This window comes from Bradyrhizobium erythrophlei (genome assembly GCF_900129505.1).
GTDB lineage: Bacteria > Pseudomonadota > Alphaproteobacteria > Rhizobiales > Xanthobacteraceae > Bradyrhizobium > Bradyrhizobium erythrophlei_D.
Map to the genome: position 1 here is coordinate 4,548,111 of NZ_LT670818.1, position 26,046 is coordinate 4,574,156.

Consider the following 26,046-nt stretch of genomic DNA (forward strand, 5'->3'; position numbering starts at 1 on the left):
CAAATACCGGAAGTCACAAGGTGTCGGCGGCGAGCGCGCCGGAAAACGCCTTCACCCGGCGCCCATCCCGAAGCGGGACGGACGCCGGGTGAAAAACGCAGCGGTTACATCGAGCAGGGGTTCTGTTCCTTGGTTAGCGCAATGACCTCGAGCGACTCGTTCGGTCCCGGGATCGCCCCGCCCAATTCGAGCATGTCCCACTTGTCCTTGGCCTGGCCCTTGGCTTTGACGGTGAAGGGATAGGCTTCCTGCATCAGCTGGTGATCCCAACTGCGGAAATATCCCTTGCGGCCCTTGAGGACGTCGAACTGCGTTTCCTTCTCGAAATAGGCGATCAGCTTGTCGGTCTCGGTCGACTTGGTTTCGTTCATGGCCTGCGCCATCATCTTCAGCGAGACATATTCGATCCAGGCATGGTTTTCCGGCGGCTTGCCATTCTTCTTGATGAAGTTGGTCACGAAGCTCTTGGACGCGGGAACGTCGAGGGTGTGATACCAGACCGTCGGCCAGGTGCCACTCAGATTGCCTTCGCCGGCCGCCCAGGCGTCTGCGGTGTTGAGGTTGAAGCCGACGATCGGATAGGGCAGGTCGAATTCGGCGTATTGCTTGATCAGGTTGGTGACCTGGTTGCCGGCGAGGTTGGAGCAGACGATGTCCGGCCTGGCCTGGCGGATCTTCAGGAGATACGGACTGAAGTCGGTGACGTCGGTGGCCACCAGTTCGTCGCCGATCAGCTTGCCGCCGTTGGCGTCGAAGAACGACTTGGCGGCGCGCGCCAAATCGTGGCCGAAGATGTAGTCGGCGGTCAGCGTGTAGAACTTTTTGTCCTTCATCATATTGTCGCGCACCAGCGCCTTGCCGACCGCGTTCACCATCACCGTAGAGGGGATATCGACGTGGAAGGTGTATTTGTTGCAGTTCTTGCCGCGCAGCCCGTCGGAGCGGGCGCCGATCTGCATGAACAGGCGCTTGTTGCGGTCGGCCACCTGCATGATGGTTGCTGCCGAAGCCGAATTGATCTCGCCCATCAGCACGGCGACGCCGTCCTGGTCGAGCATGCGCTGGGCCTTGGTCGCGGCGGTGGCGGGGTTGACGGAATCTTCCGAGGTGATGTCGAGCTGCCGGCCCATGACGCCACCGGCCTGGTTGATTTCCGCCTCCGCCATGCGAATGCCGAGCTGGGCATAGGCGCCGAGCGCGCCGAGAAAGCCGGTCAGCGGCGTGAGGTGGCCGATCTTTATCTTCTCGGTCTGGCCGTGGACGATCGACGGAAATCCGAGCGTCGACGCGCCGGCAAAGGCGGCGCCGGCTTTCAACAGGGCTCGTCGGCTGGTGCGGGTCATCGTTGGTCTCCTCCCAAAGGGCGCGTTCCGCGATGTCCCCCTTCAAACCCGGCTTATGCGAGAATGTGAGAGACGTTTTTCTATTGTTGGATGATATTTCCGGACGCAGCTGTCCCTGTCAACGTCAAAAGCGCCGTGGCGCCTCCTGCTTAAGACGAATCAGCCGTGCTCTTGGCGCCGAATTCCCGCGACAGCCTGTTGGCGGCGGCCTCGACGATCTCGGCGCTGTTATGCAGCGCCTGGTTGGACAGCCGCCAGATCGGACCGGAAATACCGAGCGCGCCGATCACCTGGCCGGTGAAATCCGTCACCGGCACGGCGACGCAGCGCACTTCCGGGTTGAATTCGCCGTCGTCGAAGGCAATGCCGGTGCGCCTGATCTCGGCGATTTCACGCAGCAGCACGGCTGCGTCGGTGATCGACTTGTCGGTCGATGGTTTCATCTCGACGCGTTCGAGAAACCGTTTCAACTGGTCGGCGCGCAGCGAAGCCAGGATGATCTTGCCGAGCGCGGTGCAATGGGCGGGGCGCACCACGCCGACGCGGTCGGTGAGCTGAAACGCGCCGGGGCCGCTAGTGCGCGCGATCACCACGACCGCGTCGCCCATCCGCACCGCATAATGGGCGCTTTCGCCGGTCTCGCGCGACAATTCCTCCAGAATGGGGGTCGCGACATTCACCATCTCGATTTCGTCGAGTGCGCTCGCGGCCAGCGCGAACAGCGGCCGGCCGACGCGGTAGCGTTTTGTCTCTTTCTCCTGACGGAGATAACCCAGCGAGACCATGGTTTTCGCCAGATGGAAGGTGGTGGAATTGTGCAGGCCGACCAGCTTGCTCAGTTCGGCAAGCCCGATGCCGTCGCGGTGACGCGCGACCTCTTCGAGGATCGCGAAGGCGCGGCCGAGCGACTGGACGCCGACCCGCTGCCGGTCGTCGGCATCGTCATCGATATCGTGCTGCGGCGGCGGCACCAGCTTGGCGACGGCAGCCTTGCGCGGACTGGCCGGCTTTTCGGGGGTCTTTTGGCTGGTTCGCGCTCTCACGTTTCTAAGTCTCCATGCGACGGGGCGAAAATGATGCCATCATTGTCCGCTGCGGCGCGTTGATACAAGTCCTCGCGCGGCTGCCTAGTAGTTGAACAGCACCATGCGCTCCTCGGTCATGTCGCGGATCGAATAGCGCGGGCCCTCACGGCCGATGCCGGAATCCTTCACCCCGCCATAGGCGAGCTGGTCGGTGCGCCAGGTCGAGCTGCCGTTGATGATGACGCCGCCGGTGCGCAGGCTGCGTACGGCGCGAATGGCGAGTTCGGTCGACTTGGTAAAAATGCCGGTTTGCAGGCCGAACCGGCTTTCGCTGACGGTGCGGAACACGGCCTCGATATCGTCATAGGGGGCAAGGCTGATGACCGGCCCGAACACTTCGTCGCACACGACCTTCATCTCCGGCTTCGCGCCTGATATCACGGTCGGCTCGATCTGGGCGCCGTGGCGCTTTCCGCCGGCAAGAATTTTGGCGCCGCCGGCAGATGCTTCCTTGATCCAGGATTCCACGCGCAGGGCGGCCGCTTCGTCGATCAGGGTGCCGACATCGGTTGCGGGATCGAGGGGGTCGCCGAGTTTTAATTTCTTCACCTCGGCCACAACGAGTTCGACGAACCTGTCGTAAAGGCTGCGGTGGACATAGACGGTCTGCACCGAGATGCAGCTTTGGCCGGCCAGCCGCATCGAGTTGCGGGCGCAGACGGGGGCCGCCTCGGCGATATCGGCGTCTTCGTGGACGATGGTGACGCCGTTGCCGCCCAGTTCGAGCGCGACCCGGCGCAGCCCCGATGCCGCCTTGATCTGCGCGCCAGCGCGCGGCGAACCGGTGAAGGTGATGAAATCGACTCTGACATCGCTGACCAGCGCCGGGCCGACGACGTCGCCATAGAGCACGTTGAGCACGCCGGCGGGCGTGCCGGCCTCGACAAAGATCTGCGCCAGTTCGTGGATCACGCCAGGCGACTGCGGCGGCGCCTTCAAAACAAGCGTATTTCCGGCAGCAATCGACGGCGCGATCTTGTGGCAGGCCAGATTGACCGGCGCATTGAATGGTGTGATCCCGGCCACCACGCCGACAGGAAAGCGCAGCATGAAGCAGATTTTTCCGGCGCCCATGGCGCTCGCATCGAGCGGAACGTGCTCGCCCTCGATCCTCACGGCCTCTTCGGCCGACAGAGAGAGCGTGTCCTGGGAACGGATGATTTCGGCCCTGGCATCCCTGATCGCCTTGCCGGTCTCCCGCGACATGACGTCGGCGATCCGGTCGGCCCGTTCGACCAATAGTTTTGCGGCGCGGCGCAGCAGCGCGGCGCGCTCATACGCCGGCGTCGCCGCGGCTTGCGCCTTGGCCTTGACAGCCGCATCGAGCGCGTCATTGAGGTCGGCCAGCGACGAGCGCGGGGCATTGGCGACGACGACATTGCGATAGGGATCGCGCACCGGATAGGTCTCGGCGGCCATGCGCCACTCGCCGCCGATCAGCATCGGAATCTCGGCTGGCGCTGCCTCGGCAGCGTGTTTTGCGGCGGAAACTGAGCTCATAATCAGGCCTCCCGGGCGGCAAACTGGCTCTTAATACTCTTTTCGAGCGTCGTTGAAAGCGGCGTTCCCTGGAGGCAGTCTACCACAATATAAATTGACGTACAGTATTATGAGAAATAGGGTGCCGCGCGCCTGGGCAGTTTCGGCTGAAGACGTCAGTCCGCCGATCTCCTGAGAAGCAGTCGAACGGGTGAGGGAGAGAAGCGATGTCGCCGCGCAATGCGCTCAACGGGGCCCAGGTCATCGTCGATTACCTGATCCAGGAAAAAGTGCCGCAGGTGTTCGGCCTGTGCGGCCACGGCAACATCCAGTTCATCGACGCGCTGTATGAGCGTTCCGACGAGCTGAAAACCATCTCGGTGCACCATGAGAGCGTCGCCGGCTTCATGGCGGATGTCTATTACCGGGTGTCGGGACGGCCGACCGCGACCTTCACCTCCTGCGGGCCGGGCTCGGCAAACCTGCCGATCTCGCTCGGCAATGCGTTTCTCGATTCGGTGCCGTTCCTGGCGGTGACCGGCAATGTGCCGACCAGCCAGTTCAATCGCGGCGCGTTCCAGGAATTGTATCGGCATTATCAGGCCGATTTTCCCTCCACCGTACGCGCCTATTGCAAGAAGGTGTTCCAGCCGACGCGCGGCGAGATGGTGCCGCTCGCGATCAGGCAGGCCTGGAAGACCATGACCACGGGCCGGCCGGGCCCGGTGGTGCTCGATGTCCCCTTCGACGTATTCATGGAAACCGCCGCCGAGGAAGCGCCGAACGCGAAGGCCTGGAACGGCAATATTTCCAGCCGCTGCGGCGCCGATCCCGAAGGCGTCGTCAAGGCGGTCGATATGCTGCTCGGCGCCGAGCGGCCGGTGATGCTGGTCGGCCAGGGCGTGCGCTATGGCGGCGCCGCCGAGGAACTGTTGAAGCTCGCCGAACGCCTGCAGATTCCGGTCGCGTCGTCGGCATCAGGCCTCGGCGCCATCGACTGCGACCATCCGCTGGCGCTGGGTCTGGTCGCGCGCGCCGGTCACTACCAGGCCAACCACGCCACGCGCCAGGCCGACGTGCTGCTGGCGCTCGGCGTCCGCTTCGACGACCGCACCTCGAGCTCGTGGATATCAGGCTATTCCTTCACCATTCCGCCGACGCGCCTCATTCACGTCGACATCGATCCGGACGAAATCGGCCGCAACTATCCGGTCGCACTCGGCCTGATGGCGGACGTGCGCACCTTCCTGCGCCAGATCCACGCCGAACTCGACCGCCGTGCCGACCTGACCAAGCGCGCGGACGCGCGCAAGAAATGGCTGGCGCAGATCGATACCTATCGCAAGGAATGGGACAAGTTCGTCGCGCCAGGCTTTTCCGACGACACCACGCCGATCAATCCGCAGCGTGCCGCGCTCGAGATCGACAAGGCATTGCCGGAAAATGCGATCCTGGTCAGCGATATCGGCGTGCACCACAATTGGCTGCTGAGCTTCTGCAAGCCGAAGCGGCCGGACTCGCTGATCGGCTCGATGGGGTTCGGGCCGATGGGCTTTGGCGTCGCCGGCGTGATGGGCGCGAAATTCGCCGCCCCCGACCGGCCCTGCGTGTCGGTATGCGGCGATGGCGCCTTCTTCATGCACGCCAACGTGCTGGGAACGGCGGTCGAATATAATCTGCCCGTGGTCTGGGTGGTCTGGAACAACTACGCCTATGCCTCGATCCGCGGCCTGCAGCGCGGCTATCTCGGCGGCCGCGAGCTCGCCACCGACTTCCACGATCCCGTCAGCGGCCAGCGTTACAATCCGGATTTCGCCGCGATGGCGCGTTCCTGCGGCGTCGAAGGCGTGCGCGTCGATCGCGCCGGCGATCTCGGCGAGGCCATTCGCAAGGGCATTGCCGCCAACAAGCCCTATCTGATCGACGTCGACATCGCCGCCGATATCAATCCCTCCGGCGCCGGCATCTGGGAGCTTCCCGGCCTCGGCCGGAGCAAGCCGGGGATTGGCACGCAATTCGAGCCGACCTGACCAAAGTTCATGACGGCAAACCAGTATCAACAAGAAATCGAGGGAACGTCATGATGCTCAAGGGCAAGAAAATCGTCGTTGTCGGCGGCTCGTCCGGTATCGGTCTCTCCACCGCCGAACTCGCCACGTGCGAAGGCGCCGAAGTCATCATTGCCTCGCGCAATGCCGAGCGGCTGAATGCCGCCGCCGGCACGATCGGCGCCAAGGCGATTGCGGCGGATGTCACCAGTGACAAGAGCATCGAAGATCTGTTCGGTGCCTGCGGTCCGGTGGACCATGTCGTGGTCACCGCGGCGCAATTGAAGACCGGCCCGTTCAAGACGGTTGCGATGGAAGACGTGCGCGCCACGATGGAAGGAAAACTCTGGGGCGCCTGGCGCGTCGCGCGCTTCGCCGACATCCGTCCCGGCGGCTCGCTGACGCTGGTCTCGGGTTACCTGAGCATCCGGCCACGGCCCAATTCGGCGATCATCAGTGTGGCCAACGGCGCGCTCGAATCGCTGACGCGGGCGCTCGCGCTCGAACTCGCGCCGGTGCGCGTCAATTGCGTTTCGCCGGGGATTATCGACACGCCGATCCGGGCGGCGATGCCGGAGGCGGCGCGCCGCGAGATGCTCGCCAAGACGGCGGCGGGCCTGCCAGTGGGGCGCGTCGGCGTCGGCGAAGACATCGCCCGCCAGATTTTTGCTTTCATGACCATCGGCTTTGCGACGGGGTCGATCGTCTATCTCGACGGGGGCGGGCTGGTCACCTGAACCACCCGGCCTCAAGCCCGCGAGCTGACATGCCGCAAGACCCTGCAAAACTGGTGGTTGTCGGACACGGGGCGGCCGGACTTGCCGCCGCGCTCGCGGGGGCCGAACAGGCGCGCAGGTGCGGTCTTCCGATCGACATTACCGTGCTGGAAAAAGCACGCGAAGACGAAGCCGGCGGCAACACGCGCTGGTCGCCCTCGAACATGCGGCTCGATGCGCCCGATCGAATCGATCCCGGTTTTGCCGACGACATGCTGAAGGCCTGCGGTGGGCGAGGCGACGCCAGCTATTTTCGAACGCTGGCAGACCGCGCGACTGCAACGGTCGGATGGCTGCAAGGTCACGGCGTCGAATTCGTCACGCCGCTGTATTATCTCAGCGCCGGTCCGGCGCGCATCCAGCCGGTCGGCGGCGGCGGCGTCATCGTCGAAAAACTGCTGGCGGCCGTGAAGAGGGCGGGCGCAAAAGTTCGCCACCAGTGCGAGGCGAGCCGGCTGGTGATGGCCGACGGCCATCGCATCGGCGGCATCGAGATTCAAATCGGTGATGGCGCCGCGACAACGCTCGACGCCGATGCCGTCATCCTCGCCAGCGGCGGCTTCCAGGGTAACCCCTCGATGATGAGCGCACATTTCGGTTCCGGTGCCGAGATGATAAGACTGATTTCGCCGGGAACGCGCTTCGACACCGGCGACGGCATCCGCATGGCGACCGAGCAGGCCGCTCGTCTTTCCGGCGACTGGACCGGCATGCATATTGAGCCGGTCGATCCGCGCAGCACCCATTCCGCCCCCGTCGTGCTGGTCTACCCTTACGGCATCGTGGTCGATCAACACGGCCACCGCTTTTTCGATGAAAGCGCCGGCCTGATGCATGAGACCTGGGAAGCCCTTGCCCGCGACATCCATTTTGTCAGATCGAAGCGCATTGCCTATGCTCTCCTCGACTCCCGGCTGTTTGAAATCGACGGCTATGAACGCGCGATCCGGTCGGAGGTGCCGCCGTATCAAGCCGAGTCGCTCGAAGCGCTTGCGGGGCAGATCGGCATTCCCCCCGGCAATTTGCGAAGCACGGTCGATGCGTTCAACGCGGCGGCGACCGGCGACCCCGCGCGGTTCGATGCGGCGCGCTGCGATGGGCTGGCGGCGGCCGCCACCTTGCAGCCGCCGAAATCGAACTGGGCGCGCGCGATCGCAAAGCCGCCATATCTGGCGTACCCGCTGGTCGGCGCCATCGCCTACACCTTCGGCGGTCTCGCCACCAACGCGAAAGCGGAAGTGCTGGGCGAGCAGGGGCCGATACCGGGCCTCTACGCCGCCGGCGAAACCACCGGGCATTTTTACGGCACCGCGCCGAACGCGGTGGCGGTGCTGCGGGCGCTGGTGTTCGGAAAAATCGCGGGCGAACAGGCTGTGGAGTTCCTGCGCGGGCGGTAACATCGTCCACGCTGGACAAGAAATGGAAGAGGAAACACGATGACTGCAGAAACCAACGGCGCCTTCATCCGCAACATCGCCGAAGTGCCCTGGCGCGAATTTCCCAACCATTTTGGCGGCGCGCTGTCGAAGCCCCTGGTGATGCCGGAGACGGCGGGCAGCCGCCATATCGATTACCGGATTTCGATGTACCAGCCGATGGCGCGTGTTATCAGCCACAAGCATCAGGTTCAGGAGCAGATCTACCACGTGCTCGAAGGCGAGGGCCTGATGGAGATCGCCGGCAAGAACCATCTGGTGCGCAAGCACGATTTTATTTTTCTGCCGCCCGGGGTGGAACACGCGATTTCGAATTCGGGTCTGGTCGACCTGGTGTTCCTGGTGATCACCTCGCCGGTGACCGACGACGCCACGATCGTGTGAGCGTAACCGCGCGGGGCGCACCCATGCCGGCTTCCGAGGCATACGATGTCGTCGTGATTGGCGCGGGCGCCGGTGGCATGACGGCTGCTGCGGTTGCCGCCGCGGAAGGCCTGAGCGTTCTCGTCATCGAGAAGACGGAATTCGTCGGCGGCACGACGGCTTGGTCGGGTGGCATGGTCTGGATTCCCGGCAACGCACAGATGAAGCAGGCGGGCCTCAATGACAGCCCGTCGGAAGCCGCGAGCTATCTCGCCAGCACCGTTCCGGAAGCCGAAAACGCCGATTTGCGGGAGACGTTTCTGGCGCGCGGGCCGGAGGCAATGGATTTTCTCGAAGCCAATACCGAGGTCCGGCTGCAGCCAGTGAAGACCTATCCCGATTATTATCCGGAACAGCCGGGCGCGACCGCCGGCGGCCGTGTGCTCGAGCCCGTCAGTTTTGATGGCGTCACGCTGGGTGCGAATTTTGCGCGGCTGCGCGCGCCGCTGCCGGAATTCACATTGTTCGGCGGTATGATGGTGAACCGGCTCGACATCCCGCATCTGCGCAAGGTCGGCCGCTCGCTGCACTCGACGCTGCGGGCGATGCGACTGGTGTCACAATACGCACTGCAGCGGCTTCGCGCGCCGCGGGGAACGACGCTGCATCTGGGCAACGCGCTGGCGGGAAGGCTCTACGCCTCGCTGCTCAACCGCAACGTCGATATCCTGTTTGACGCCAGCGTCGAGCAGCTCGTGATCGAAGGCGACACCGTCAAAGGCGTGGCGATCGGGGATTCATCCGGATCACGAAACATCGTCGCGCGCAGAGGCGTGGTGTTGGCGACCGGCGGTTTCTCTCACGATGCAACGCTTCGCGAAAAGTTGTTTCCCGCTGGCGTGGGTCTCGTTTCCGCCACGGCGCCCGCCGGAACCGGCGACGGTTTGCATGTCGCACTCGCCGTCGGCGCCAGCCTCAACACCCGCGTGGCGAGCCCCGCTTATTGGGTGCCGGCCTCGCGCTTCACGCGCGCGGACGGCAGCCCGGGCATTTTCCCGCATACCGTGACCGACCGCGCAAAACCTGGAGTCATCGCGGTCAACGCGGCGGGCAAGCGTTGTGTCAATGAAGCCTTGTCCTACCACGAGTTCGTGCTCGCCATGCTGCGTGACGGCAACGCCGCGGCCGATCGTTGCTTCTACCTCGTCTGTGACCGCCGTTTCCTCTGGAGGTATGGACTGGGCCGAATTCAGCCCTTTACCGTGCGCCTGAGGCGATACGTCCGAAGCGGCGAACTGATCGAGGCGCCCAGCATCGATGCGCTCGCCGAGGCCGCCGGCCTCGAAAAATCGGCGCTCGCGAATACCCTGGAGAAATACAACGTCTCCGCCCGGATCGGGCTCGACCCGGAATTCGGGCGCGGCACCACCATCTACCAGCGCCACCTTGGCGACCCCGGCCATTCGCCCAACCCCTGTGTCGCGCCGATCGAGCAGCCGCCCTTTTACGCACTGCGGATTTATCCAGCGGATCTCGGTACGGCGATCGGCCTCCAGACCGACAGGCATGCGCGCGTTCTGCGCAAGGACGGCAGCGTCATCCCGGGGCTCTATGCCTGCGGCAACGACATGGGTTCGATCATGAACGGAAATTATCCGGGGCCCGGCATCACGCTCGGGCCGGCGCTGACGTTCGGCTACATCGCCGGCCGGCATCTCGCACAGGAGAGGGGACTGGCATGACCAACCCGGCCGCGAGCTTTGGCGTCAACACCTACTCCTACATTTTCGATGGCAGCGCCGCCGACACCGTGGCGCGGCTCGCAGACCAGGGCTATGGCGGTGTCGAGCTGATGTTCTTTCCCGGCCACCTCTGGCCGGCCGAGCTTGACGCCGCAAAACGCCGGAGCTTGCGCGATCTATGCGAACAGAGGTTGCGGCTGGTCGCCGTCAACATGCCCAATGTCGACATCAATGTCGCTGCCGCCGCTGCGGAAATGCGCGCCTACACGCTCGACCTCCTGACAAAATTCGTTCGCTGCGCCGGTGAATTGGGCGCGGGCGGGATCATCGTCGGCCCCGGAAAACCCAATCCGCTGTTTCCGATGCCCAGGGATCGCATGGTCGCCCATTTCTACCGCGCGTTCGATGTGCTGGCGCCGCTGGCGCGCGAGGTCGGCACAAAACTGTTCATCGAGAACATGCCATTTGCCTTTCTCCCCGACGCGGAGTCGCTGATGCAGATCGTCGACGGCTATGGCGACGCCGGCATTCGCGTGATCTACGACGTTGCCAACGCCCACTTCATCGGCGAGGCCCCGGTGGAAGGATTGCGCCGCGTCCGCGACCGGCTCTCGCTGGTGCATTTCTCCGACACGACGCGGCAGAGCTACAAGCACGATCCGCTGGGTCGTGGCGACGTGCCGCTCGCCGGGATTGCATCTGCGATGAAGGAGGTCGGATACCGTGAACTGCCGATGCTGGAAGTGATTTCGCACCATCCGGACGCCGACATCGCCGACAGCTGCAGGCGTCTCCAGGAAGCAGGATTTGGCTGACATGCCGGACAGGATCGCACGCGAGGCGAAGCTGTTGCCGCCCTGAGCACGGTCTGGCGTCGACGGTAGATTGGTGTAGGCTTATTCAAAACGACGGGCGGCAAGCCCGGGATCTCAGGGGAAGAAACGATGAACTTGAAGAGACAATTCCGGTCTTATTTTGCCTTCACGGCGACCTGCATTGCGCTGGCTGGTCTGCTTCCGCTGGTCTCCCTGCCGGCCAGAGCACAGCAGGCGGCGGTCGCCATCGACAATGACGACATCGGCGGCGTGGTATCGGGTCCCAACGGGCCGGAGGCGGGCGTCTGGGTGATCGCGGAGACCACCGAGCTGCCGACGAAATTCGCCAAGATCGTCGTCACCGACGACCAGGGCCGGTTCGTGATCCCCGATTTGCCACCGCGCGTGAACTACGAGGTCTGGGTCCGCGGCTACGGCCTGGTGGATTCCCCGAAACTGCGCGCGAAGCCCGGCCAGCAGCTCAGGCTTGCGGCAGTGCCTGCGCCGGACGAGGCGGCGGCGGCGCATTATTACCCCGCGATCTACTGGTTCACGCTGTTGAAGATTCCGCCGGCCAAGGATTTCGGCGGCAGCACCGATATTCCGAAAGACATCACGCAGGACATCTGGCGCCAGCGCATGAACAATGTCGATTGCATCGGCTGCCATCAGTTGGGCCAGGAGGCCACGCGGACGGTCCCGGCCGCGTTCGGCGAATTCAAGTCCGGCGAAGAGGCGTGGATGCGCCGCGTGTCTTCGGGGCAAACCGGCGAATGGATGGTGAACCGGCTTGCCGGGCAACTCGGCGGCGTCCCCTTCAAGTATTTCGGCGACTGGACCGACCGCATCGCCAAGGGCGAACTGCCCAAGACCCGGCCGCCGCGGCCCACGGGCATCGAGCGCAATGTGGTGATTTCCTCCTGGGAATGGGCGACCGAAAAACATTTCGTGCACGATCTGATTTCTTCGGACCGGCGCAATCCGACCGTCAACGCCTACGGTCCGCTGTATGGTTCGAACGAATATTCGTCCGACGACATGCCGATCCTCGATCCGAAGACCAGCACGGTGACCTTCTTCAAGATGCCGGTCGCCGATCCCAACATGCCGGAAATGTTCGGACCGCCGCTGCACCCCAATGCCACGCTTAAGCCGATCGGCGCTTCGGCGTATTGGGGCGAGGAACAGATCTGGAGCCAGCGCGCCAACAACCATAACGGCATGTTCGACGGCAAGGGGCGCGTATGGTTCGCGGCCGCCGTGCGCGGCATCGAAAATCCGGCCTGGTGCAAGAGGGGCTCGGATCTGCCATCCGCCAAGGCGTTTCCGCTCGATCGCTCCGGGCGGCAAGTATCGATGCTCGATCCCAAGACGATGAAGTACAGTTTCATCGATACCTGCTTCGGCACCCATCATCCGCAGTTCGGCTACGACACCGACAATACGCTGTGGTTCTCCGGAACCGGTCCGGTGGCCGGCTGGGTCAATACCAGAATATGGGACGAGACCGGCGATGCCGTGAAGGCGCAGGGCTGGGCGCCGTGGGTGCTCGACACCAACGGCAACGGCAAGCTTGACGACTATACCGAGCCCGGCGCGCCGGTGCAGCCGGAAAGGGATGCGCGGGTGGCGGGCTCAGGCCCCTATGCGGTGATGCCGCATCCGACCGATGGTTCGATCTGGTACGCCGTCAACGTGTTCGCTGGCACGCCCGGCTTCATGCGGTTCGACCCCAAAACAAAACTCTCGGAGTTTTACGCGATTCCGAAAGAAGGCATCGGCGTGCGCGGCGGCGACATCGACAAGAACGGCGTGGTCTGGGGTTCGGGTTCGAACGGGTCCCTGATCAGCTTCGACCGCAGCAAATGCAAGGGACCCCTGAATGGGCCGAACGCGACAGGCAATCACTGTCCCGAAGGCTTCGCGTTCCACAAATATCCCGGGCCCGGCTTTGAGGGTTTCGAGAACAGCAGCGCCGAAGCCAGCTATTACACCTGGGTCGACCACTACAACACCGTCGGCCTCGGCGAAAACATCCCGATCTCCACCGCCAACCTCAATGACGGCTTCGTGGCCTTCAAGGACGGGCAGATGGTGATGCTGCGCATTCCCTATCCGATCGGCTTCTTTGCCAAGGGTCTCGACGGCCGCATCGATGATGTCAATGCCGGCTGGAAAGGCCGGGGGTTGTGGAGCACCAGCGGCGATCGCGTGCCGTGGATGATGGAGGGCGGCAAGGGCTCGAGGCCGCGCGCCGTCCATATCCAGATCCGTCCCGATCCGCTGGCGAAGTGAGGCGCGACGGAAAAACCGGCGTGAGCCCGCGACATCGACAGATGGCGGGTTCTCGCAAGCGGGACTATTTTTCGAAGGATCGTTGTCAACCCGGGAGTATTCATGTTCGGATTAATGCAACAGCGGCCGCTGCTGATCTCGAACCTGGTCGACTATGTCGCGACCTGGCACGCGGAGACCGAGATCGTCTCGCGCGATCCGGCGGGCGTCATGCACCGGTCCAATTACGGAAACGTGGCGGCGCGCGCCAAGCGGGTCGCCAATGCGCTCGCAGCAATCGGCGTCGGCGAGGGCGACCGCGTCGCGACCCTGGCCTGGAATTCGTGGCGGCACCTCGAACTTTATTACGGCGTGACCTGCTCCGGCCGCGTGCTGCACACGGTCAATCCACGCCTGTTCGCCGAGCAACTCGTGTACATCATCAACCATGCCGAAAACGGCTACGTCTTTTTCGATCCCGATTTCACCTCGCTGGTCGAGCAGCTCGCGCCCCATCTGCCGCTGGTGCGCGGCTGGATCGCGCTGTGCGAGGAAAAGGACATGCCGGCCGTCAAGGTCGGCAATCTCCTGTGCTACGAGACGCTGCTGGCCAAAGCCTCGCCCGATTACGCCTGGCCGCAGCTCGACGAGAATACCGCCTGCACGCTCTGCTACACGTCGGGCACGACGGGTAACCCCAAGGGCGTTTTGTACAGCCATCGCTCGACCATCCTGCACGCCTTCGCCGCCTGCGCGGCAGACGGCTTTGCACTCTCGGCGAAGGACTCGATCCTCGTGATCGTGCCGCTGTTCCACGCCAATGCGTGGAGTCTGCCGTTTTCGGCGGCGATGTGCGGCGCCAAGCTCGTGCTGCCCGGGCCGCGGCTCGATCCCGAAAGCATCTACATGCTGCTCGAGCAGGAGGGCTGCACCAAGGCGGGCGGCATTCCGACGATCTGGCTCAACTTTCTTGCCTATATCGAGAACAATCGCAGCAAGCTCGATCTAACGAAGCTGAAATTGAAGCTCGTCTTCAGCGGCGGCACCGCCGCGCCGCGGGCGACGATCGAGAAATTCCGGGACCAGCTTGGCATATTCCTGCTGCACGCCTGGGGTATGACGGAAACCAGCCCGCTCGTTACGCTCGGCTCGCCGCTTGCTATGCACGACGGCGCGACGCCGGCGGAAATCGTCGACATGCAGGTCAAGCAGGGACGTCAGATTTTCGGCGTCGAACTGCGCCTGGTTGACGACGATGGCACGATCGTTCCGCATGACGGCAAGTCGGTCGGCCAGTTGCAAGTACGCGGCAACTGGGTGATCTCGGGCTATTTCAAGAGCGAAGGCGGCAAGGTCGTCGCTGACGACGGCTGGTTCGGCACCGGCGACGTCGCGACCATCAATCCCGATGGCTATGTGCAGCTGACGGACCGCCTGAAGGACGTCATCAAATCCGGCGGCGAGTGGATATCCTCGATCGAGATCGAGAATCTCGCGGTCTCGCATCCCGACGTGTTCGAGGCTGCCGTCATCGCCATCCCGCATCCGAAATGGCAGGAGCGGCCGCTGCTGCTGGTGCATCCCCGGCCCGGCGCAAATCCGACCAAGGAGGCGATCCTGGAATTCCTGTCGACGCGCATCGCCAAATGGTGGATGCCGGAAGATGTGATCTTCGTGGAATCGCTGCCGCATACCGCGACCGGCAAGCTGCTCAAGACCGAGCTTCGCGCCAGATATGGCGGTGAATTCGCGGTCAGCGGGTGAAGCCCTGGCCGGAACGATCGTTCTCGCGCGCGCGGTTAACACTCGTTTAATGGCCGATCGTTCAAATTCTACCGAACCGGGGGGCCGTAATTTTACGGACGGCCTCTAGCGTGGAGCCCTGCACTGGGGGTGACCATGTCGTCGGCGGACAAAATGCATTCTCGGACGGGCGCTGTCCCCGATGCCGTCTACATGGAGATCATTGCCGCGCTTTACGGGACGCTTGTCCCCATTGTGTCCATGGGCATCGGCCAGCTTATCGTCGGCACCATCACCGTCCGGGAAACCGGGGATATGGTCACGGCTGTGACCGCTTTGGGCGTCGCGGTCGCCTTCGTGCGTGCTTTTCAGGTCCTTGCCTACCGCCGCCGGGTCGCCGGCAAGTCGCCGCTAGATCGGTCCGAGGCCGCCCGCTGGGAGTTGCCCTACGTGGCTGGTACCGCAATGACGGCCTTGATCCTCGGTCTGTTCGCCGCGCGCAGCCTCATGCTCAATGACGCGATTTGTTCGGTCATGGCGATCGGCATCGGATTCGGGTTCGGCGCCGGGGTTATCGTGCGGCTGTCGCTTCGACCGGTCATTGCGGTCGTCAATCTGCTTGCGACCAGTCTGCCCGCCATTGTCGTGACCTTCATGCAGCCTGACGCCCCGCATATCGGGCTTGCGTTGATGCTGACCATTTACGTGATCGGCAGCCTCGAAATGGTCCGTCACACCTACAACGCCACGATGAATCAGATGACCCTCAAGCAGCAGTTCGAACAGCTTGCGCGGCTCGATCCGTTGACCGGCATCTTCAACCGCTCGATCCTCGATACCGACCTGATGCAGATGATGACCGACAGCAAAGCCGCGGCGGTCGCCATTCATGCCATCGACCTTGATCATTTCAAGGCTGCCAACGACCGGTTCGGTCATCCCGTCGGGGACGGCCTGCTGAAGCAGGTCGCGGCAAGGTTGAAGTCGATTGCCGGTCCGGACGATCTCATCGTTCGAATGGGCGGCGACGAGTTCATCCTGGTCCAGAAATCCGCCCCAGGCAGCGATGCGCAATTGATGGCGCAGCCGATAGTCGAACAGGTCAGCGCGCCCTATCGGGTGGCAGGCCATGATGTCGTGATCGGCCTCAGCATCGGGGTCGCGATATCGCCCGACGATGGCCAGTCCGTCGACGCGCTGCTGTCGAGTTCGGACAAAGCGCTCTATCGGGCCAAGAAAAGCCGCGGCGGATATGTCCTTGCTCGCGAAGTGCCGGCGCAGATCCCGGCAGAAACTCCGCCGGCCGACGCGGCGGCGGCGGCCCAAATGGCCGCCTGAACGCAATCAGCTCGAGCGGCGTTACGGTGAAGTGGTGCGGTTCCCCGGCCATGCGGTCCGATGGGAACAATGAATACGTCACAGTTTATTTGCTTTTCGTTCAGAACGGGTTCATTCGCTCCGAGGCAAACTAAACTTAAGGCCAGGTTCGAAAGATTCCCGACGGCTTCGGATCGAGCCTGCTTGGTTGGACTGGTCGGATGATGAGCGGAGCATACACCCCGGAAAAAACCCGTTGGACGGGCCGCAGCCATCGGTCGATGCTGGCCGGATTGTTGGCACTGGTTCCCGCTTTTGCCATTTTCACCGTCGCATCGCATGCGGCAGAATTAAATTCCCGGGACATGATCCTGCTCGACCGGCTGACATGGGGAATAAACGCCTCCAGCGCGGCTCATTTGCAGGCGGTCGGCTGGGAACGCTGGCTCGGGGAACAATTGCATCCGCCTTCGGCCGCGGCCTTGCCCGAGGCGGTTCGCGCGCAGATCGAGGCCATGCCTGACGTCCACAAGCTTCCGTTCGACATCGCGGTTGCCTTCGACGCGCAGGCGAAAAGCGCCAATCAGGTCGCCGATCCCGAGCAGAAGAAGGCCGCGCAGCAGGTCTATCAGCAGGCCATGAACGACCGGGCGAAACAGGCGGCGGCGCGCACCATCCTGCGCGCGCTCTATGCGCCCGATCAGCTGCGCGAGCGCATGACCTGGTTCTGGTTCAACCATTTCAACGTACATCAATACAAGGCGAACATTCGCATCCTGGTTGGCGACTATGAGGATCGTACGATCCGGCCCCATGCCCTGGGCAAGTTCCGCGATCTTCTCGCCGCCACCCTGCATCATCCGGCGATGCTGCGTTATCTCGACAATGCCGACAACGCCGCGGGGCATCTGAACGAAAACTACGCCCGCGAGATCATGGAACTGCACACCATGGGCGTCGGCTCCGGCTACGCGCAATCGGATGTGGAGGCCCTTGCCCGTATCCTGACGGGGGTTGGCATCGACCTGAAGCCGGAGGATCCAAAACTCAAACCGGAACTGCAGTCTCAATTATTTCGCGACGGCGCCTTCGAGTTCAATCCGGCGCGGCATGATTACAGCGACAAGATGTTTCTCGGCCATTCGATCAAGGGACGCGGTCTCGCCGAAGTCGACGAGGCGCTCGACATCCTGTGCCGCCATCCAGCGACCGCGCGGCATCTTTCACGGCAGATCGCCACCTATTTTGTATCGGACAATCCGCCGGAATCCCTGGTGCAGAAGATGGCGCAGGTGTTCCAGGTGACCGACGGCGATATCGCCGCGGTGCTTACGGCGATGGTGCATGCACCGGAGTTTACCGCATCGCTGAAGCCGGGCGCCAAGTTCAAGGATCCGGTGCAATACATCTTCTCGGCCGTGCGGCTGGCGTATGACGACAAGGTGATCCTGAATACCTTGCCGGTCCAGTCCTGGCTCAATCGGCTCAGCGAAGGATTGTTCAATCACGATACGCCCGACGGCTATGCGATGACCTCGGCGTCCTGGAACGGGCCGGGGCAAATGATGCTGCGCTTTGAAATCGCGCGGCAAATCGGGTCGGGCTCTTCCGGCCTGTTCAAGCCCGACGTCCCGAATGCGGCGGATCAACCCGCATTCCCGTTGATCGAGAACGCGCTCTACTTCAACGGGCTGCGGCAGACCCTGGGGCCGGGCACGCTTGCGGCGCTCGATCAGGCGATCTCGCCGCAGGATTGGAACACGCTCTTTCTGTCATCGCCCGAGTTCATGCGGTGACCGCAGTGGAGGAATCCCCATGATGAATCGCCGTGATCTGATCAAGGCATTTGCCGCGGCAGCCCCGCTGACGGTCGCCGGCCGGGTCTGGGCCGCACCTGCCACCGATGCGCGGCTCCTGGTGGTGTTTCTGCGCGGCGCCTACGATGCCGCCAATGTGGTCGTGCCGGTGTCGAGCGACTTCTACCATAATTCGCGGCCCACGCTCGGCATTGCCAGGCCCGACGGCGGCAATCCCAATGCGGCGCTGTCGCTTACCGCGGACTGGGGGTTGCACCCGGCGCTGCGGGACAGCCTCTATCCGCTCTGGGCGAAGCGAGAAATCGCCTTCATTCCCTTTGCCGGCACCTCCGACGATCTGACGCGCAGCCACTTCGAAACCCAGGACACGATCGAGCTCGGCCAGTCCGTCGGCGGCTCCCGCGACTATCGTTCGGGCTTCATGAGCCGGCTCGCCGCGGAGCTTGCGCGCGCCAAGCCGATCTCCTTTACCGACCAGCTTCCGCTGATCTTCCGCGGCAAGTCCCAGATTCCGAATATCGGGATCAACAGCGTCGGCAAACCCGGCGTCGACGACCGGCAGGCCAGGCTCATCAAGAACATGTACGAGCAGAGCGACCTGGCGTCCTCGGTGTCGGAAGGCTTCAGGATTCGCGATGACGTCTACAAATCGGTATCGGAGGAAATGACGGCGGCCAATCGTGGCGCGGTTTCTCCGCGCGGCTTCGAACTGTCGGCGCGGCGTATCGGCCGGCTGATGCGCGAGCAGTTCAATCTCGGCTTTGTCGATGTCGGCGGGTGGGACACCCACGTCAATCAGGGAGCGGCCACCGGTTATCTGGCCGACCGCCTCGGCGAGCTCGGGCGCGCGCTCGCGGGATTTTCCGAGGAGATCGGCCCGGCGGGATGGAGGGATACGGTGGTCGTGGTGATTTCCGAGTTCGGACGCACCTTCCGCGAGAACGGCAATCGCGGCACCGATCACGGCCACGGCAGTGTCTATTGGGTGATGGGCGGCGGCATCAATGGCGGCCGCATGCTCGGCGAACAAGTCAAGGTCGAGCAGCCGGCGCTTTTTGAGAATCGCGACTATCCCGTCCTGACCGACTACCGGGCGATGTTCGCAGGCCTGTTCGAGCGCATGTTCGGGCTGGACAACGCCAGCGTTCATCGCATCTTCGCCGGCGTCCAGCCGGCGGAATTGGGACTGGTCTAGCCAGGCCGGTAGTCCCGATGAGGGGATGCGCTCGCTACGCGCCGGGGCCAAGCCCCAAACTCGCATAAATCCGCCGTGCATAGGCGCCGAACGCATCGGTGGTCTTGATCGGCAGCGCGCGCGGGAACGGCAGGTCGATCGGGAAATATTCGGCCATGCGCGCTGGCCCAGCGGTGAGTACGGCGCAATGCGAGGCGAGGAAGACGGCTTCCTGGATGCTGTGGGTGACGAAGATGATGGTCTTGCCGCTCTCGCGCCAGATCCGCAGCATCTCCAGGTTCATCTGCTCGCGCGTCAGCGCGTCGAGCGCGCCGAACGGCTCGTCCATCAGGATCAGTTTGGGGTCGTGGACGAAGGCGCGCGCGATCGCGGTGCGCTGCTGCATGCCGCCGGACAATTGCTGCGGATATTTTTCCTCGTAGCCGGAAAGCCCGACCAGATTGAGCAGGTCGCGCGCGCGGGATCGCGCGGCCTTCATCGGCAGGCCGACGATCTCGGCGGGCAGCAGCACATTGTCGAGGATGGTCCGCCATTTCAACAGCAGCGCCTGCTGGAACACCATCCCGATGTCGCGCGCGGGATCGAAGGAGTTGCGAGAATTGCCGATCTGGATGGTGCCGCCGTCGGCGTCGTGGAGCCCGGCCAGAATCTTCAGCACCGTGGTCTTGCCGCAGCCGGACGGGCCGACCAGCGAGATCAGCTCGCCCTCGCTGACGTCCATGGTGACGTCGGAGACGGCCAGAAATTCCTGGCCGCGCGCGCGATAGACCTTGCGCACATTGCGCAGGCGGATGAACAGCTCCCGCGGCTCGCTCATGCGAGCCATCTTTCCAGATTGGCCCCGACAAAATCGTCGTCGGAAAGATCGGCATGCTCGTTGCAGACGCGATCGATCTCCTCGATCTGGCCGGGGCTGAGGCCCTCAGCGGGATCGAGGCACCAGAGTCCCTGCATCAGGCCCTGGCGCCGCAGGATCTCGTGGCAGCCGGCGATGCAGCCGTGGAAGTTGTTGGCGACGTCGAAGAACGCACTGTTGCAGTCGGTGACGCGGGCATCGAGCGCCAGGAGATCGGCCGGCACCGCCGCCTTGCCGCGCGCGGCCTTGCACATCTCGAACTGTTTGATCGCACTCGCGGTCCATACCGACCAGTGGCCGAGCAGGCCGCCCCGGAAATAAGCGCGCGTGGTGACGCCCTTGTCGCGCAGGTCGAACGGCAGCGAGAGGTCGAGCAGGATGTGGTCGTCATTGCCGGTATAGAGCGCGATGCGGTCGAGCGCGCCTGCGGCGGCGACGCCGCGCAGCACGTCGAGCGTGCGATAACGGTTGAACGGCGCGACCTTGATGGCGATGACGTTGTCGATTCCGGCAAAGCGCCGCCAGAAATCCGCGCTGAGGACGACGCCGCCGACGGCCGGCTGCAGATAGAACCCGACCAGCGGAATCTCGCGCGCCACCGCCTCGCAATGGGCGATGATTTCGTGTTCGCTGGCGGATTTCATCGCGGCCAAACTAAGCAGCCCCGCGTGATAGCCGATGCCGCGCGCGACTTCCGCCTCGGCGACGGCCTGTTTGGTCGGGCCCGCAAGCCCCGCGACCAGCGCCAGCGGCCGCTTGGTCCAGCCCACCGCCGTCTCGGCGGCGAGCTCCAGCACTGGGCGATAAAGGCCGACGTCGCGGATCGCGAACTGCGTGGTATGGACGCCGACCGCCAGCCCGCCGGCGCCGGCGTCGATATAATAGCGGGTGAGCGCGCGCTGATGCATACGATCGAGGTTGCGATCGGCGTTCAGCGCCAGCGGATGCGCGGGGATCACCGTGCCGTCGGCGATCAGGCGCCGCACCTCGGATTCGATTTGGCTATGGTGCATGGCTGACATCCCTATCCATATTCCGGGCCGGCGACGGCGAACGGCAATTCGGTGCGCAGCGCGGCGACAGCGCTGAAGCGCATGCGCTGAAACGGCCGCTCGATGTTCCACCCGGAATCGGTCAGGCCGTTCAGGAATGGCTGCTGTTCGTAGACAGCGTCGATCAGCAGCGGCCCGCTTTCGGAGGACACGATCTCATTGACCAAGGCCAGCGCCTGTTCCGGGCCGTTCGCGAGCAACGGGCCGATGTGCCGCGCCTTCCGGCCATCACGGACGAGCGCGAACGCGTCGCCGTTTGACAGCAGCCGGGAGCCGGGACGTCCGCTGAGCTCGGTCAGCAGAGCAACGCGGTCGAATCCCATCGCGCCGCGGTCGAGCGCGGTTAATTTCTCGATACCGATCGCCGACAGCGATGCTTCGGCTTTGGTCGACCCCGCCTGCTCGAACCGCAACCGTCGCAGCTGCAGCGTCGGCCTGAATCCGAGGGGACCATAGACCATGGCGCCCGCCGGCGTCGCGTCGAGCCACGTCGTCAACCCTCGTTCGGCCGCGGCAGCGAGGCAGGCGTCGACCAGTCTGGTGGCGAGGCCGCGGCGGCGCCAGCTCTCGGTCACCAGCACCATGCTGATCCAGCCGTTGCCGGACGAGTAGGGCAGCAGCGCCGCGCTGGCGACGAGACGACCGTCATTGTCGCGAACGCCGAACACAGTTCCCTGGTCAAGGAAAAAACGCCAGTCGGCCTCGTTCTGATCCCAGTGCGCTTCCGTTGAAAGCAGAAGTCCGGCGGGCGCGTCGCCCGGCCCGAGCCGGACGACGGCCGCCCGATCAGTATCGGCCATCGCGCACCTCGTATTTGGTGGGTTTTCCAAAACTCGGCATTGCGCGCGCGACCCAGTCCGCGGTCCATTTTATTAGCTGTTCGGTGTCGACGATCGGCGGGCCGAACAATTTCACTGCCTGAGAGGTGTCGGTGAGCCACGCCGTCGGCTCCTCCTTGCCGACGATGATGGGCTCGCGGCCGAGCCGCACGCCGAGCTTGGCGGCGAGATCACGCACGGCGAGGATTTCGTGGCCGCTGACATTGATCAGCGAGGTCGGCGTGTCGCAATGCGCGAGGCAGCGCAGTGCCTGTGAGGACGCATCGCCCTGCCAGATGAAATTGACATGGCCGAGGCTGACATCGATCGGCTTGCGGTTGAGGATCTTGCTTGCGATGTCGTGCAGCACGCCGTAACGCATGTCGATGGCGTAATTCAGCCGGAACAGCCGGCCCGGGGTCGAGAACTTCCGCGAGAAATATTCGAACATGCGCTCGCGACCAACGCAGGATTGCGCATATTCGCCGGGCGGATTGGGCGCCATGCTCTCGTTCGAACCCTTGCCGTCGACCGGTACGAACGGGTAGACGCAGCCGGTCGAGAACGCCACGATGCGCGAATGACAAAAAGCCTGCGCGACCAGCGCGGGCACATGCGCGTTCATCGCCCAGGTCAGCGACAAATCGCCTTCCGCGCCGAATTTGCGCCCGGCCATGAACACGATGTTTCTGACATTCGGCAGCGCCTTGATGGCGGTCTCGTCGAGCAGGTCGCACGCGATGGTTTCGACGCCGCGGGCCTCCAGCCACGCTTTGGCGCCGGCTTCGCTGAAGCGCGCCACGCCGATAACGCGGCGGCCGGGCAGGGCGCCTTTTGCAAGGCCCGCCAGCGTCGGTCCCATCTTGCCGGCCACGCCGAGGATCATGAGGTCGCCGTCGATCTTTGAGAGGTCGTCGATCAGCGCCTGGCTCGGCCGGCACAGGAGATCGTCGAGGGTGGCGATATCGGGAATGGTTTCCGGCAGCGTGTCGCGCGTCAGCAGCATGTCTCTTCCTTCTTATCGCAGCCGCACGTCCCGGACCACGAACAGCCGTTCGAGGCCGAGCACCAGGCCGTAGAGCGCGACCCCGAGCAATGTCAGCAGCACCACCGCCATCACCATCGCCGGCGTATCGAGCGAGGACTGCACCTGGATCATGAGATAGCCGAGCCCGCGTTCGCTTGCGATGAACTCGCCAACGATGGCGCCGGCGACCGCGAGAATAGCGCCGACCTTCATGCCGGAGAACACATAAGGCAGCGCGCCCGGCAGCTGGATCTTGCGGAACAGCGTCCAGCGCGAGCCGCGCAGCGATTTGACGAGGTCGAGCAGGTCCGGCTCGACTTCGCTCAAGCCCCGCGCGGTGGTCAAAAGGATCGGGAAGAAGCAGATGCTGAATGCGATCAGGATGTTCGGAAAGATGCCATAGCTGAACCAGACGATGAACAGCGGACCCAGTGCCACTTTCGGGATCATGTTCAGCGTCACGAACAGCGGCAGCAGCAACAGGCTCACCAGCGGCGACCAGCAGAACACGACCGCCAGCGCCACGCCGACCAGAGCGCCCAGCGCAAAGCCGCCGAGGATTTCGACCGCCGTCACGGCGAGGTTGGAGAGCCAGGCATATTTCGTCGACCCCAGCGTCGCGACCGTCGCCAGCGGTGAGGGCAGGATGAATTTCGGCACGTGGAAGGCGTCGACCAGCAGCTGCCACAGCACGATCACGGCGAGATGCACGATCAGGATGATCGCGAACGTCCGGGCCGGTCGCATGCCGTCTGGGAACACCAAAATACTCCTGTCGCGCCCCGCCGGGGTAAGGGCGGCTCAGCCTATCCCTTTACGTGACGTCTTTCAACTATATGGTTGATTAAGACCACGGTACCTTTGCCGTCATTGCGAGCGAAGCGAAGCAATCCATATCTCAGTGCGGCCGCTCGATGGATTGCTTCGTCGCTACGCTCCTCGCAATGACGGGAGTAAACTGGCGGCCAATCCGTCACGGCCTCAACGCCTGCATCACCAGATCAACCACATGCTTGCGGCGGGCGCGGCGGGCGGCGGGGCTGGACAGGTCCTTGCCGAAGATCGCCGACAGCGTCGGCGTGTTGGAGAAGAAGAAATAGCTCAAGCCCGCGATCGAGATGTAGAGATGCACGGGGTCTACCCCCTTGCGAAAAGTTCCGTCCCGCACGCCCTGCTTGAGGATCTTCGAGACCATGCTGACCAGTGGCGAATGCATGTCTTCGATCCGCGGCGAGGCGCGGACGTGCCGGGCGCCGTTGCGGTTTTCATCGTTGAGCAGCACGATGAAATCCGGATGCAGCGCGAGGTGATCGAACGAACTCTCGATCAGCTTGCGAATGGCGCGTTCGGGCGGCACCCCCTCGAGGTTGAGCGTGCGCTCCTGGGCGCGGATTTCCTCGTAGACCCATTCGAGTACCGCCAGATACAGCGCGTCCTTGTCGCCGAAATAGTGATAGACCAGCTGCTTGTTGACGCCGGCGCGTGCTGCGATCTCGTCCACCCGCGCGCCGGCCAGGCCGCTTCTGGCGAATTCGCGCCGCGCCGCCGTCAGCAGTTTCTGGCGGGTGGCGACGGGGTTGCGGCGCTGCGGCTTCGTGGCGGTTGATCGTCGTTTGGGCATTTCCAACCAGACAGTTGACAATTCGATCCGTCCCTTGTTGCATTGGTAAACCGGCGGGGCTGCGACGACAAGGCCGTCAGGTCTCGGCCGCAGGCGATCCACCGCAGAGCGAGGAGAGGTCCATGAAGCGTTTCGGGATGGCAGGACTGGCGCTCGCGCTGCTGGCGCACGCCGCTCCAGCGGCTGCCGGCGAATCTGTCAACCTGATCCTGAACTGGACGCCGACCGCAGATCACTCGCCGTTCTATTACGCCAGGGCGCAGGGCTGGTACGAGAAGGCCGGCATCGATCTCACCATCGAGACCGGCAAGGGCTCCGGCGTCTCGGCACTGAAGGTCGGCTCCGGCGGCTCTCCGTTTGGAATTGCCGATCTCGCCACCATGCTGGTGGCGCGCAGCAAAGGCGCCGACGACGTGGCGCTGATGAGCATCTACGCCAACACCGGGCAGACCTTCTACTGGCTGAAGAGTTATGGCGTGAACGGGGTGAAGGATTTTCCGACCCACAAAATAGGCAATCCGCCGGGCGACGCGTCGCGCGTGATGTGGCCGGCCTTTGCGAAAGCGGCGGGGATCGCGCCGGACTCGGTGAATTTCGTCAATGTCGGGCCGACCGCCAAGATCGCGGCGCTGAAGAGCCACACCGTCGATATCATCAGCGATTTCTACAACGAGCACGACCTGAAGGTGATCGAGTTCGGCGCCGATCTCGGCTATGTCAACTGGAAGGACATCGGGCTCAATCCCTACGGCAATTCGCTGATCGTCAACGGCGCTTACCTGCAGAAACATCCGAAACTGGTCGAGGATTTCGTCAGGATCAGCCAGAAGGCGTTTTCAGCCTGCGTCGCCGATGTCACGCCCTGCCTGAAGGCACTGCTCGACCAGGTGTCGGGTCTCGACCAGGAAAACCAGCAGCGCCAGTGGGAGCGAATAAAGTTCCTGATGACCGACGATTTCACCACCACCAAGGCGCTGGGCTGGATCGACGGCGAACGGATGAAGAAGGACTACGAGCTGGTGCAGACCTATCTCGGCATGGAGAAGCCGTTCAACGTCGAGGACGCGTTTACGACGAAACTGCTGGACCCGTCGGTCAAGATGGACGCCAGCAAGGTGAAGAAGTGAGCTTTCGTTGTTTTCTCGCCCGCTCGCCGTATGGAGGTAGCGCCGTAGCGCACGATCGCCGACTCATCCTGCCTCGCGGCGCATCTGGCGTGTGCGTACCAAGATGGCTGAA

Annotated in this window: 21 protein-coding genes; 12 read left to right on the forward strand and 9 right to left on the reverse strand. The window is 63.7% G+C overall.

Annotation, left to right across the window (positions count from 1 at the left end):
* Positions 1–104: 104 nt before the first annotated feature.
* From B5525_RS21100 to B5525_RS21110, 3 genes are all read right to left on the reverse strand, one after another.
* On the reverse strand, positions 105–1,343 hold the full coding sequence (locus B5525_RS21100) for an ABC transporter substrate-binding protein (RefSeq protein ID WP_079567717.1): 1,239 nt from the start codon (positions 1,341–1,343) through the stop codon (positions 105–107).
* 149 nt (positions 1,344–1,492) lie between these two features.
* Positions 1,493–2,386, reverse strand: a complete 894-nt coding sequence (locus B5525_RS21105) for an IclR family transcriptional regulator (protein ID WP_079567718.1) — start codon at positions 2,384–2,386, stop codon at positions 1,493–1,495.
* A gap of 84 nt (positions 2,387–2,470) precedes the next feature.
* On the reverse strand, positions 2,471–3,928 hold the full coding sequence (locus B5525_RS21110; protein ID WP_079567719.1) for an aldehyde dehydrogenase family protein: 1,458 nt from the start codon (positions 3,926–3,928) through the stop codon (positions 2,471–2,473).
* A 206-nt stretch (positions 3,929–4,134) separates the two neighbouring features.
* Here B5525_RS21110 and B5525_RS21115 point away from each other — a divergent pair, with 206 nt between their 5' ends.
* The 11 genes from B5525_RS21115 (at position 4,135) to B5525_RS21165 (ending at position 19,433) form a co-directional block, all read left to right on the forward strand.
* Entirely contained in the window at positions 4,135–5,937 is a 1,803-nt protein-coding gene (locus B5525_RS21115; protein WP_079567720.1) for a thiamine pyrophosphate-binding protein, read from the forward strand.
* Between the two features lie 50 nt (positions 5,938–5,987).
* Complete coding sequence (locus tag B5525_RS21120) at positions 5,988–6,692, forward strand: SDR family oxidoreductase (protein ID WP_079567721.1); 705 nt, start codon at positions 5,988–5,990, stop codon at positions 6,690–6,692.
* A 29-nt stretch (positions 6,693–6,721) separates the two neighbouring features.
* Positions 6,722–8,128: an FAD-binding protein gene (locus B5525_RS21125; RefSeq protein ID WP_079567722.1), complete on the forward strand. Its 1,407-nt coding sequence runs from the start codon at positions 6,722–6,724 to the stop codon at positions 8,126–8,128.
* A gap of 39 nt (positions 8,129–8,167) precedes the next feature.
* Positions 8,168–8,551 carry a cupin domain-containing protein gene (locus B5525_RS21130; RefSeq protein ID WP_079567723.1) on the forward strand — a complete coding sequence of 128 codons (384 nt, stop codon included), beginning with the start codon at positions 8,168–8,170 and terminating at the stop codon, positions 8,549–8,551.
* 23 nt (positions 8,552–8,574) lie between these two features.
* Positions 8,575–10,272, forward strand: a complete 1,698-nt coding sequence (locus tag B5525_RS21135; RefSeq protein WP_079567724.1) for an FAD-dependent oxidoreductase — start codon at positions 8,575–8,577, stop codon at positions 10,270–10,272.
* A complete protein-coding gene (locus B5525_RS21140; protein WP_079567725.1) occupies positions 10,269–11,087 on the forward strand; it encodes a sugar phosphate isomerase/epimerase family protein in 819 nt (272 codons plus the stop codon). The genes B5525_RS21135 and B5525_RS21140 overlap by 4 nt, the downstream gene beginning before the upstream one ends.
* Positions 11,088–11,216: 129 nt before the next feature.
* Positions 11,217–13,382 carry a carboxypeptidase-like regulatory domain-containing protein gene (locus tag B5525_RS21145; RefSeq protein ID WP_079567726.1) on the forward strand — a complete coding sequence of 722 codons (2,166 nt, stop codon included), beginning with the start codon at positions 11,217–11,219 and terminating at the stop codon, positions 13,380–13,382.
* A gap of 102 nt (positions 13,383–13,484) precedes the next feature.
* Positions 13,485–15,125 carry a long-chain fatty acid--CoA ligase gene (locus B5525_RS21150; RefSeq protein ID WP_079567727.1) on the forward strand — a complete coding sequence of 547 codons (1,641 nt, stop codon included), beginning with the start codon at positions 13,485–13,487 and terminating at the stop codon, positions 15,123–15,125.
* 153 nt (positions 15,126–15,278) lie between these two features.
* Positions 15,279–16,442, forward strand: a complete 1,164-nt coding sequence (locus tag B5525_RS21155; RefSeq protein ID WP_244567983.1) for a GGDEF domain-containing protein — start codon at positions 15,279–15,281, stop codon at positions 16,440–16,442.
* A 200-nt stretch (positions 16,443–16,642) separates the two neighbouring features.
* Complete coding sequence (locus tag B5525_RS21160; RefSeq protein WP_425305282.1) at positions 16,643–18,217, forward strand: DUF1800 domain-containing protein; 1,575 nt, start codon at positions 16,643–16,645, stop codon at positions 18,215–18,217.
* A gap of 22 nt (positions 18,218–18,239) precedes the next feature.
* Entirely contained in the window at positions 18,240–19,433 is a 1,194-nt protein-coding gene (locus B5525_RS21165) for a DUF1501 domain-containing protein (RefSeq protein ID WP_079573627.1), read from the forward strand.
* Positions 19,434–19,467: 34 nt separating this feature from the next.
* On the opposite strand, the gene B5525_RS21170 is transcribed toward B5525_RS21165, so the two are convergent.
* The 6 genes from B5525_RS21170 to B5525_RS21195 form a co-directional block, all read right to left on the reverse strand.
* A complete protein-coding gene (locus tag B5525_RS21170) occupies positions 19,468–20,259 on the reverse strand; it encodes an ABC transporter ATP-binding protein (protein WP_079567730.1) in 792 nt (263 codons plus the stop codon).
* Positions 20,247–21,302, reverse strand: coding sequence for a dihydrodipicolinate synthase family protein (locus B5525_RS21175; RefSeq protein WP_079573629.1), 1,056 nt, complete (start codon positions 21,300–21,302; stop codon positions 20,247–20,249). Before B5525_RS21175 ends, B5525_RS21170 begins: the two co-directional genes overlap by 13 nt.
* 11 nt (positions 21,303–21,313) lie before the next feature.
* Positions 21,314–22,141, reverse strand: coding sequence for a GNAT family N-acetyltransferase (locus B5525_RS21180; RefSeq protein ID WP_079567731.1), 828 nt, complete (start codon positions 22,139–22,141; stop codon positions 21,314–21,316).
* Positions 22,128–23,165, reverse strand: a complete 1,038-nt coding sequence (locus B5525_RS21185; RefSeq protein WP_079567732.1) for an NAD-dependent epimerase/dehydratase family protein — start codon at positions 23,163–23,165, stop codon at positions 22,128–22,130. The genes B5525_RS21180 and B5525_RS21185 overlap by 14 nt, the downstream gene beginning before the upstream one ends.
* Positions 23,166–23,177: 12 nt before the next feature.
* Positions 23,178–23,933 carry an ABC transporter permease gene (locus tag B5525_RS21190; RefSeq protein WP_079567733.1) on the reverse strand — a complete coding sequence of 252 codons (756 nt, stop codon included), beginning with the start codon at positions 23,931–23,933 and terminating at the stop codon, positions 23,178–23,180.
* 226 nt (positions 23,934–24,159) lie between these two features.
* A complete protein-coding gene (locus B5525_RS21195) occupies positions 24,160–24,807 on the reverse strand; it encodes a TetR/AcrR family transcriptional regulator (protein WP_079567734.1) in 648 nt (215 codons plus the stop codon).
* 122 nt (positions 24,808–24,929) lie between these two features.
* Between B5525_RS21195 and B5525_RS21200 the strand changes: the two genes are divergently transcribed.
* Positions 24,930–25,934 carry an ABC transporter substrate-binding protein gene (locus B5525_RS21200; RefSeq protein ID WP_079567735.1) on the forward strand — a complete coding sequence of 335 codons (1,005 nt, stop codon included), beginning with the start codon at positions 24,930–24,932 and terminating at the stop codon, positions 25,932–25,934.
* Positions 25,935–26,046 lie beyond the last annotated feature (112 nt).

Excerpts from the sequence above, each read along its gene's own strand:
- B5525_RS21145 (WP_079567726.1), top strand. The coding sequence starts at position 11,217 with ATGAACTTGAAGAGACAATTCCGGTCTTATTTTGCCTTCACGGCGACC.
- B5525_RS21150 (WP_079567727.1), top strand. The coding sequence starts at position 13,485 with ATGTTCGGATTAATGCAACAGCGGCCGCTGCTGATCTCGAACCTGGTC.
- B5525_RS21125 (WP_079567722.1), top strand. The coding sequence starts at position 6,722 with ATGCCGCAAGACCCTGCAAAACTGGTGGTTGTCGGACACGGGGCGGCC.
- B5525_RS21170 (WP_079567730.1), bottom strand. The coding sequence starts at position 20,259 with ATGGCTCGCATGAGCGAGCCGCGGGAGCTGTTCATCCGCCTGCGCAAT.
- B5525_RS21185 (WP_079567732.1), bottom strand. The coding sequence starts at position 23,165 with ATGCTGCTGACGCGCGACACGCTGCCGGAAACCATTCCCGATATCGCC.
- B5525_RS21200 (WP_079567735.1), top strand. The coding sequence starts at position 24,930 with ATGAAGCGTTTCGGGATGGCAGGACTGGCGCTCGCGCTGCTGGCGCAC.
- B5525_RS21140 (WP_079567725.1), top strand. The coding sequence starts at position 10,269 with ATGACCAACCCGGCCGCGAGCTTTGGCGTCAACACCTACTCCTACATT.
- B5525_RS21195 (WP_079567734.1), bottom strand. The coding sequence starts at position 24,807 with ATGCCCAAACGACGATCAACCGCCACGAAGCCGCAGCGCCGCAACCCC.
- B5525_RS21100 (WP_079567717.1), bottom strand. The coding sequence starts at position 1,343 with ATGACCCGCACCAGCCGACGAGCCCTGTTGAAAGCCGGCGCCGCCTTT.
- B5525_RS21130 (WP_079567723.1), top strand. The coding sequence starts at position 8,168 with ATGACTGCAGAAACCAACGGCGCCTTCATCCGCAACATCGCCGAAGTG.
- B5525_RS21135 (WP_079567724.1), top strand. The coding sequence starts at position 8,575 with ATGCCGGCTTCCGAGGCATACGATGTCGTCGTGATTGGCGCGGGCGCC.
- B5525_RS21120 (WP_079567721.1), top strand. The coding sequence starts at position 5,988 with ATGATGCTCAAGGGCAAGAAAATCGTCGTTGTCGGCGGCTCGTCCGGT.
- B5525_RS21175 (WP_079573629.1), bottom strand. The coding sequence starts at position 21,302 with ATGCACCATAGCCAAATCGAATCCGAGGTGCGGCGCCTGATCGCCGAC.
- B5525_RS21190 (WP_079567733.1), bottom strand. The coding sequence starts at position 23,933 with ATGCGACCGGCCCGGACGTTCGCGATCATCCTGATCGTGCATCTCGCC.
- B5525_RS21160 (WP_425305282.1), top strand. The coding sequence starts at position 16,643 with ATGATGAGCGGAGCATACACCCCGGAAAAAACCCGTTGGACGGGCCGC.
- B5525_RS21110 (WP_079567719.1), bottom strand. The coding sequence starts at position 3,928 with ATGAGCTCAGTTTCCGCCGCAAAACACGCTGCCGAGGCAGCGCCAGCC.
- B5525_RS21180 (WP_079567731.1), bottom strand. The coding sequence starts at position 22,141 with ATGGCCGATACTGATCGGGCGGCCGTCGTCCGGCTCGGGCCGGGCGAC.
- B5525_RS21115 (WP_079567720.1), top strand. The coding sequence starts at position 4,135 with ATGTCGCCGCGCAATGCGCTCAACGGGGCCCAGGTCATCGTCGATTAC.
- B5525_RS21155 (WP_244567983.1), top strand. The coding sequence starts at position 15,279 with ATGCATTCTCGGACGGGCGCTGTCCCCGATGCCGTCTACATGGAGATC.
- B5525_RS21165 (WP_079573627.1), top strand. The coding sequence starts at position 18,240 with ATGAATCGCCGTGATCTGATCAAGGCATTTGCCGCGGCAGCCCCGCTG.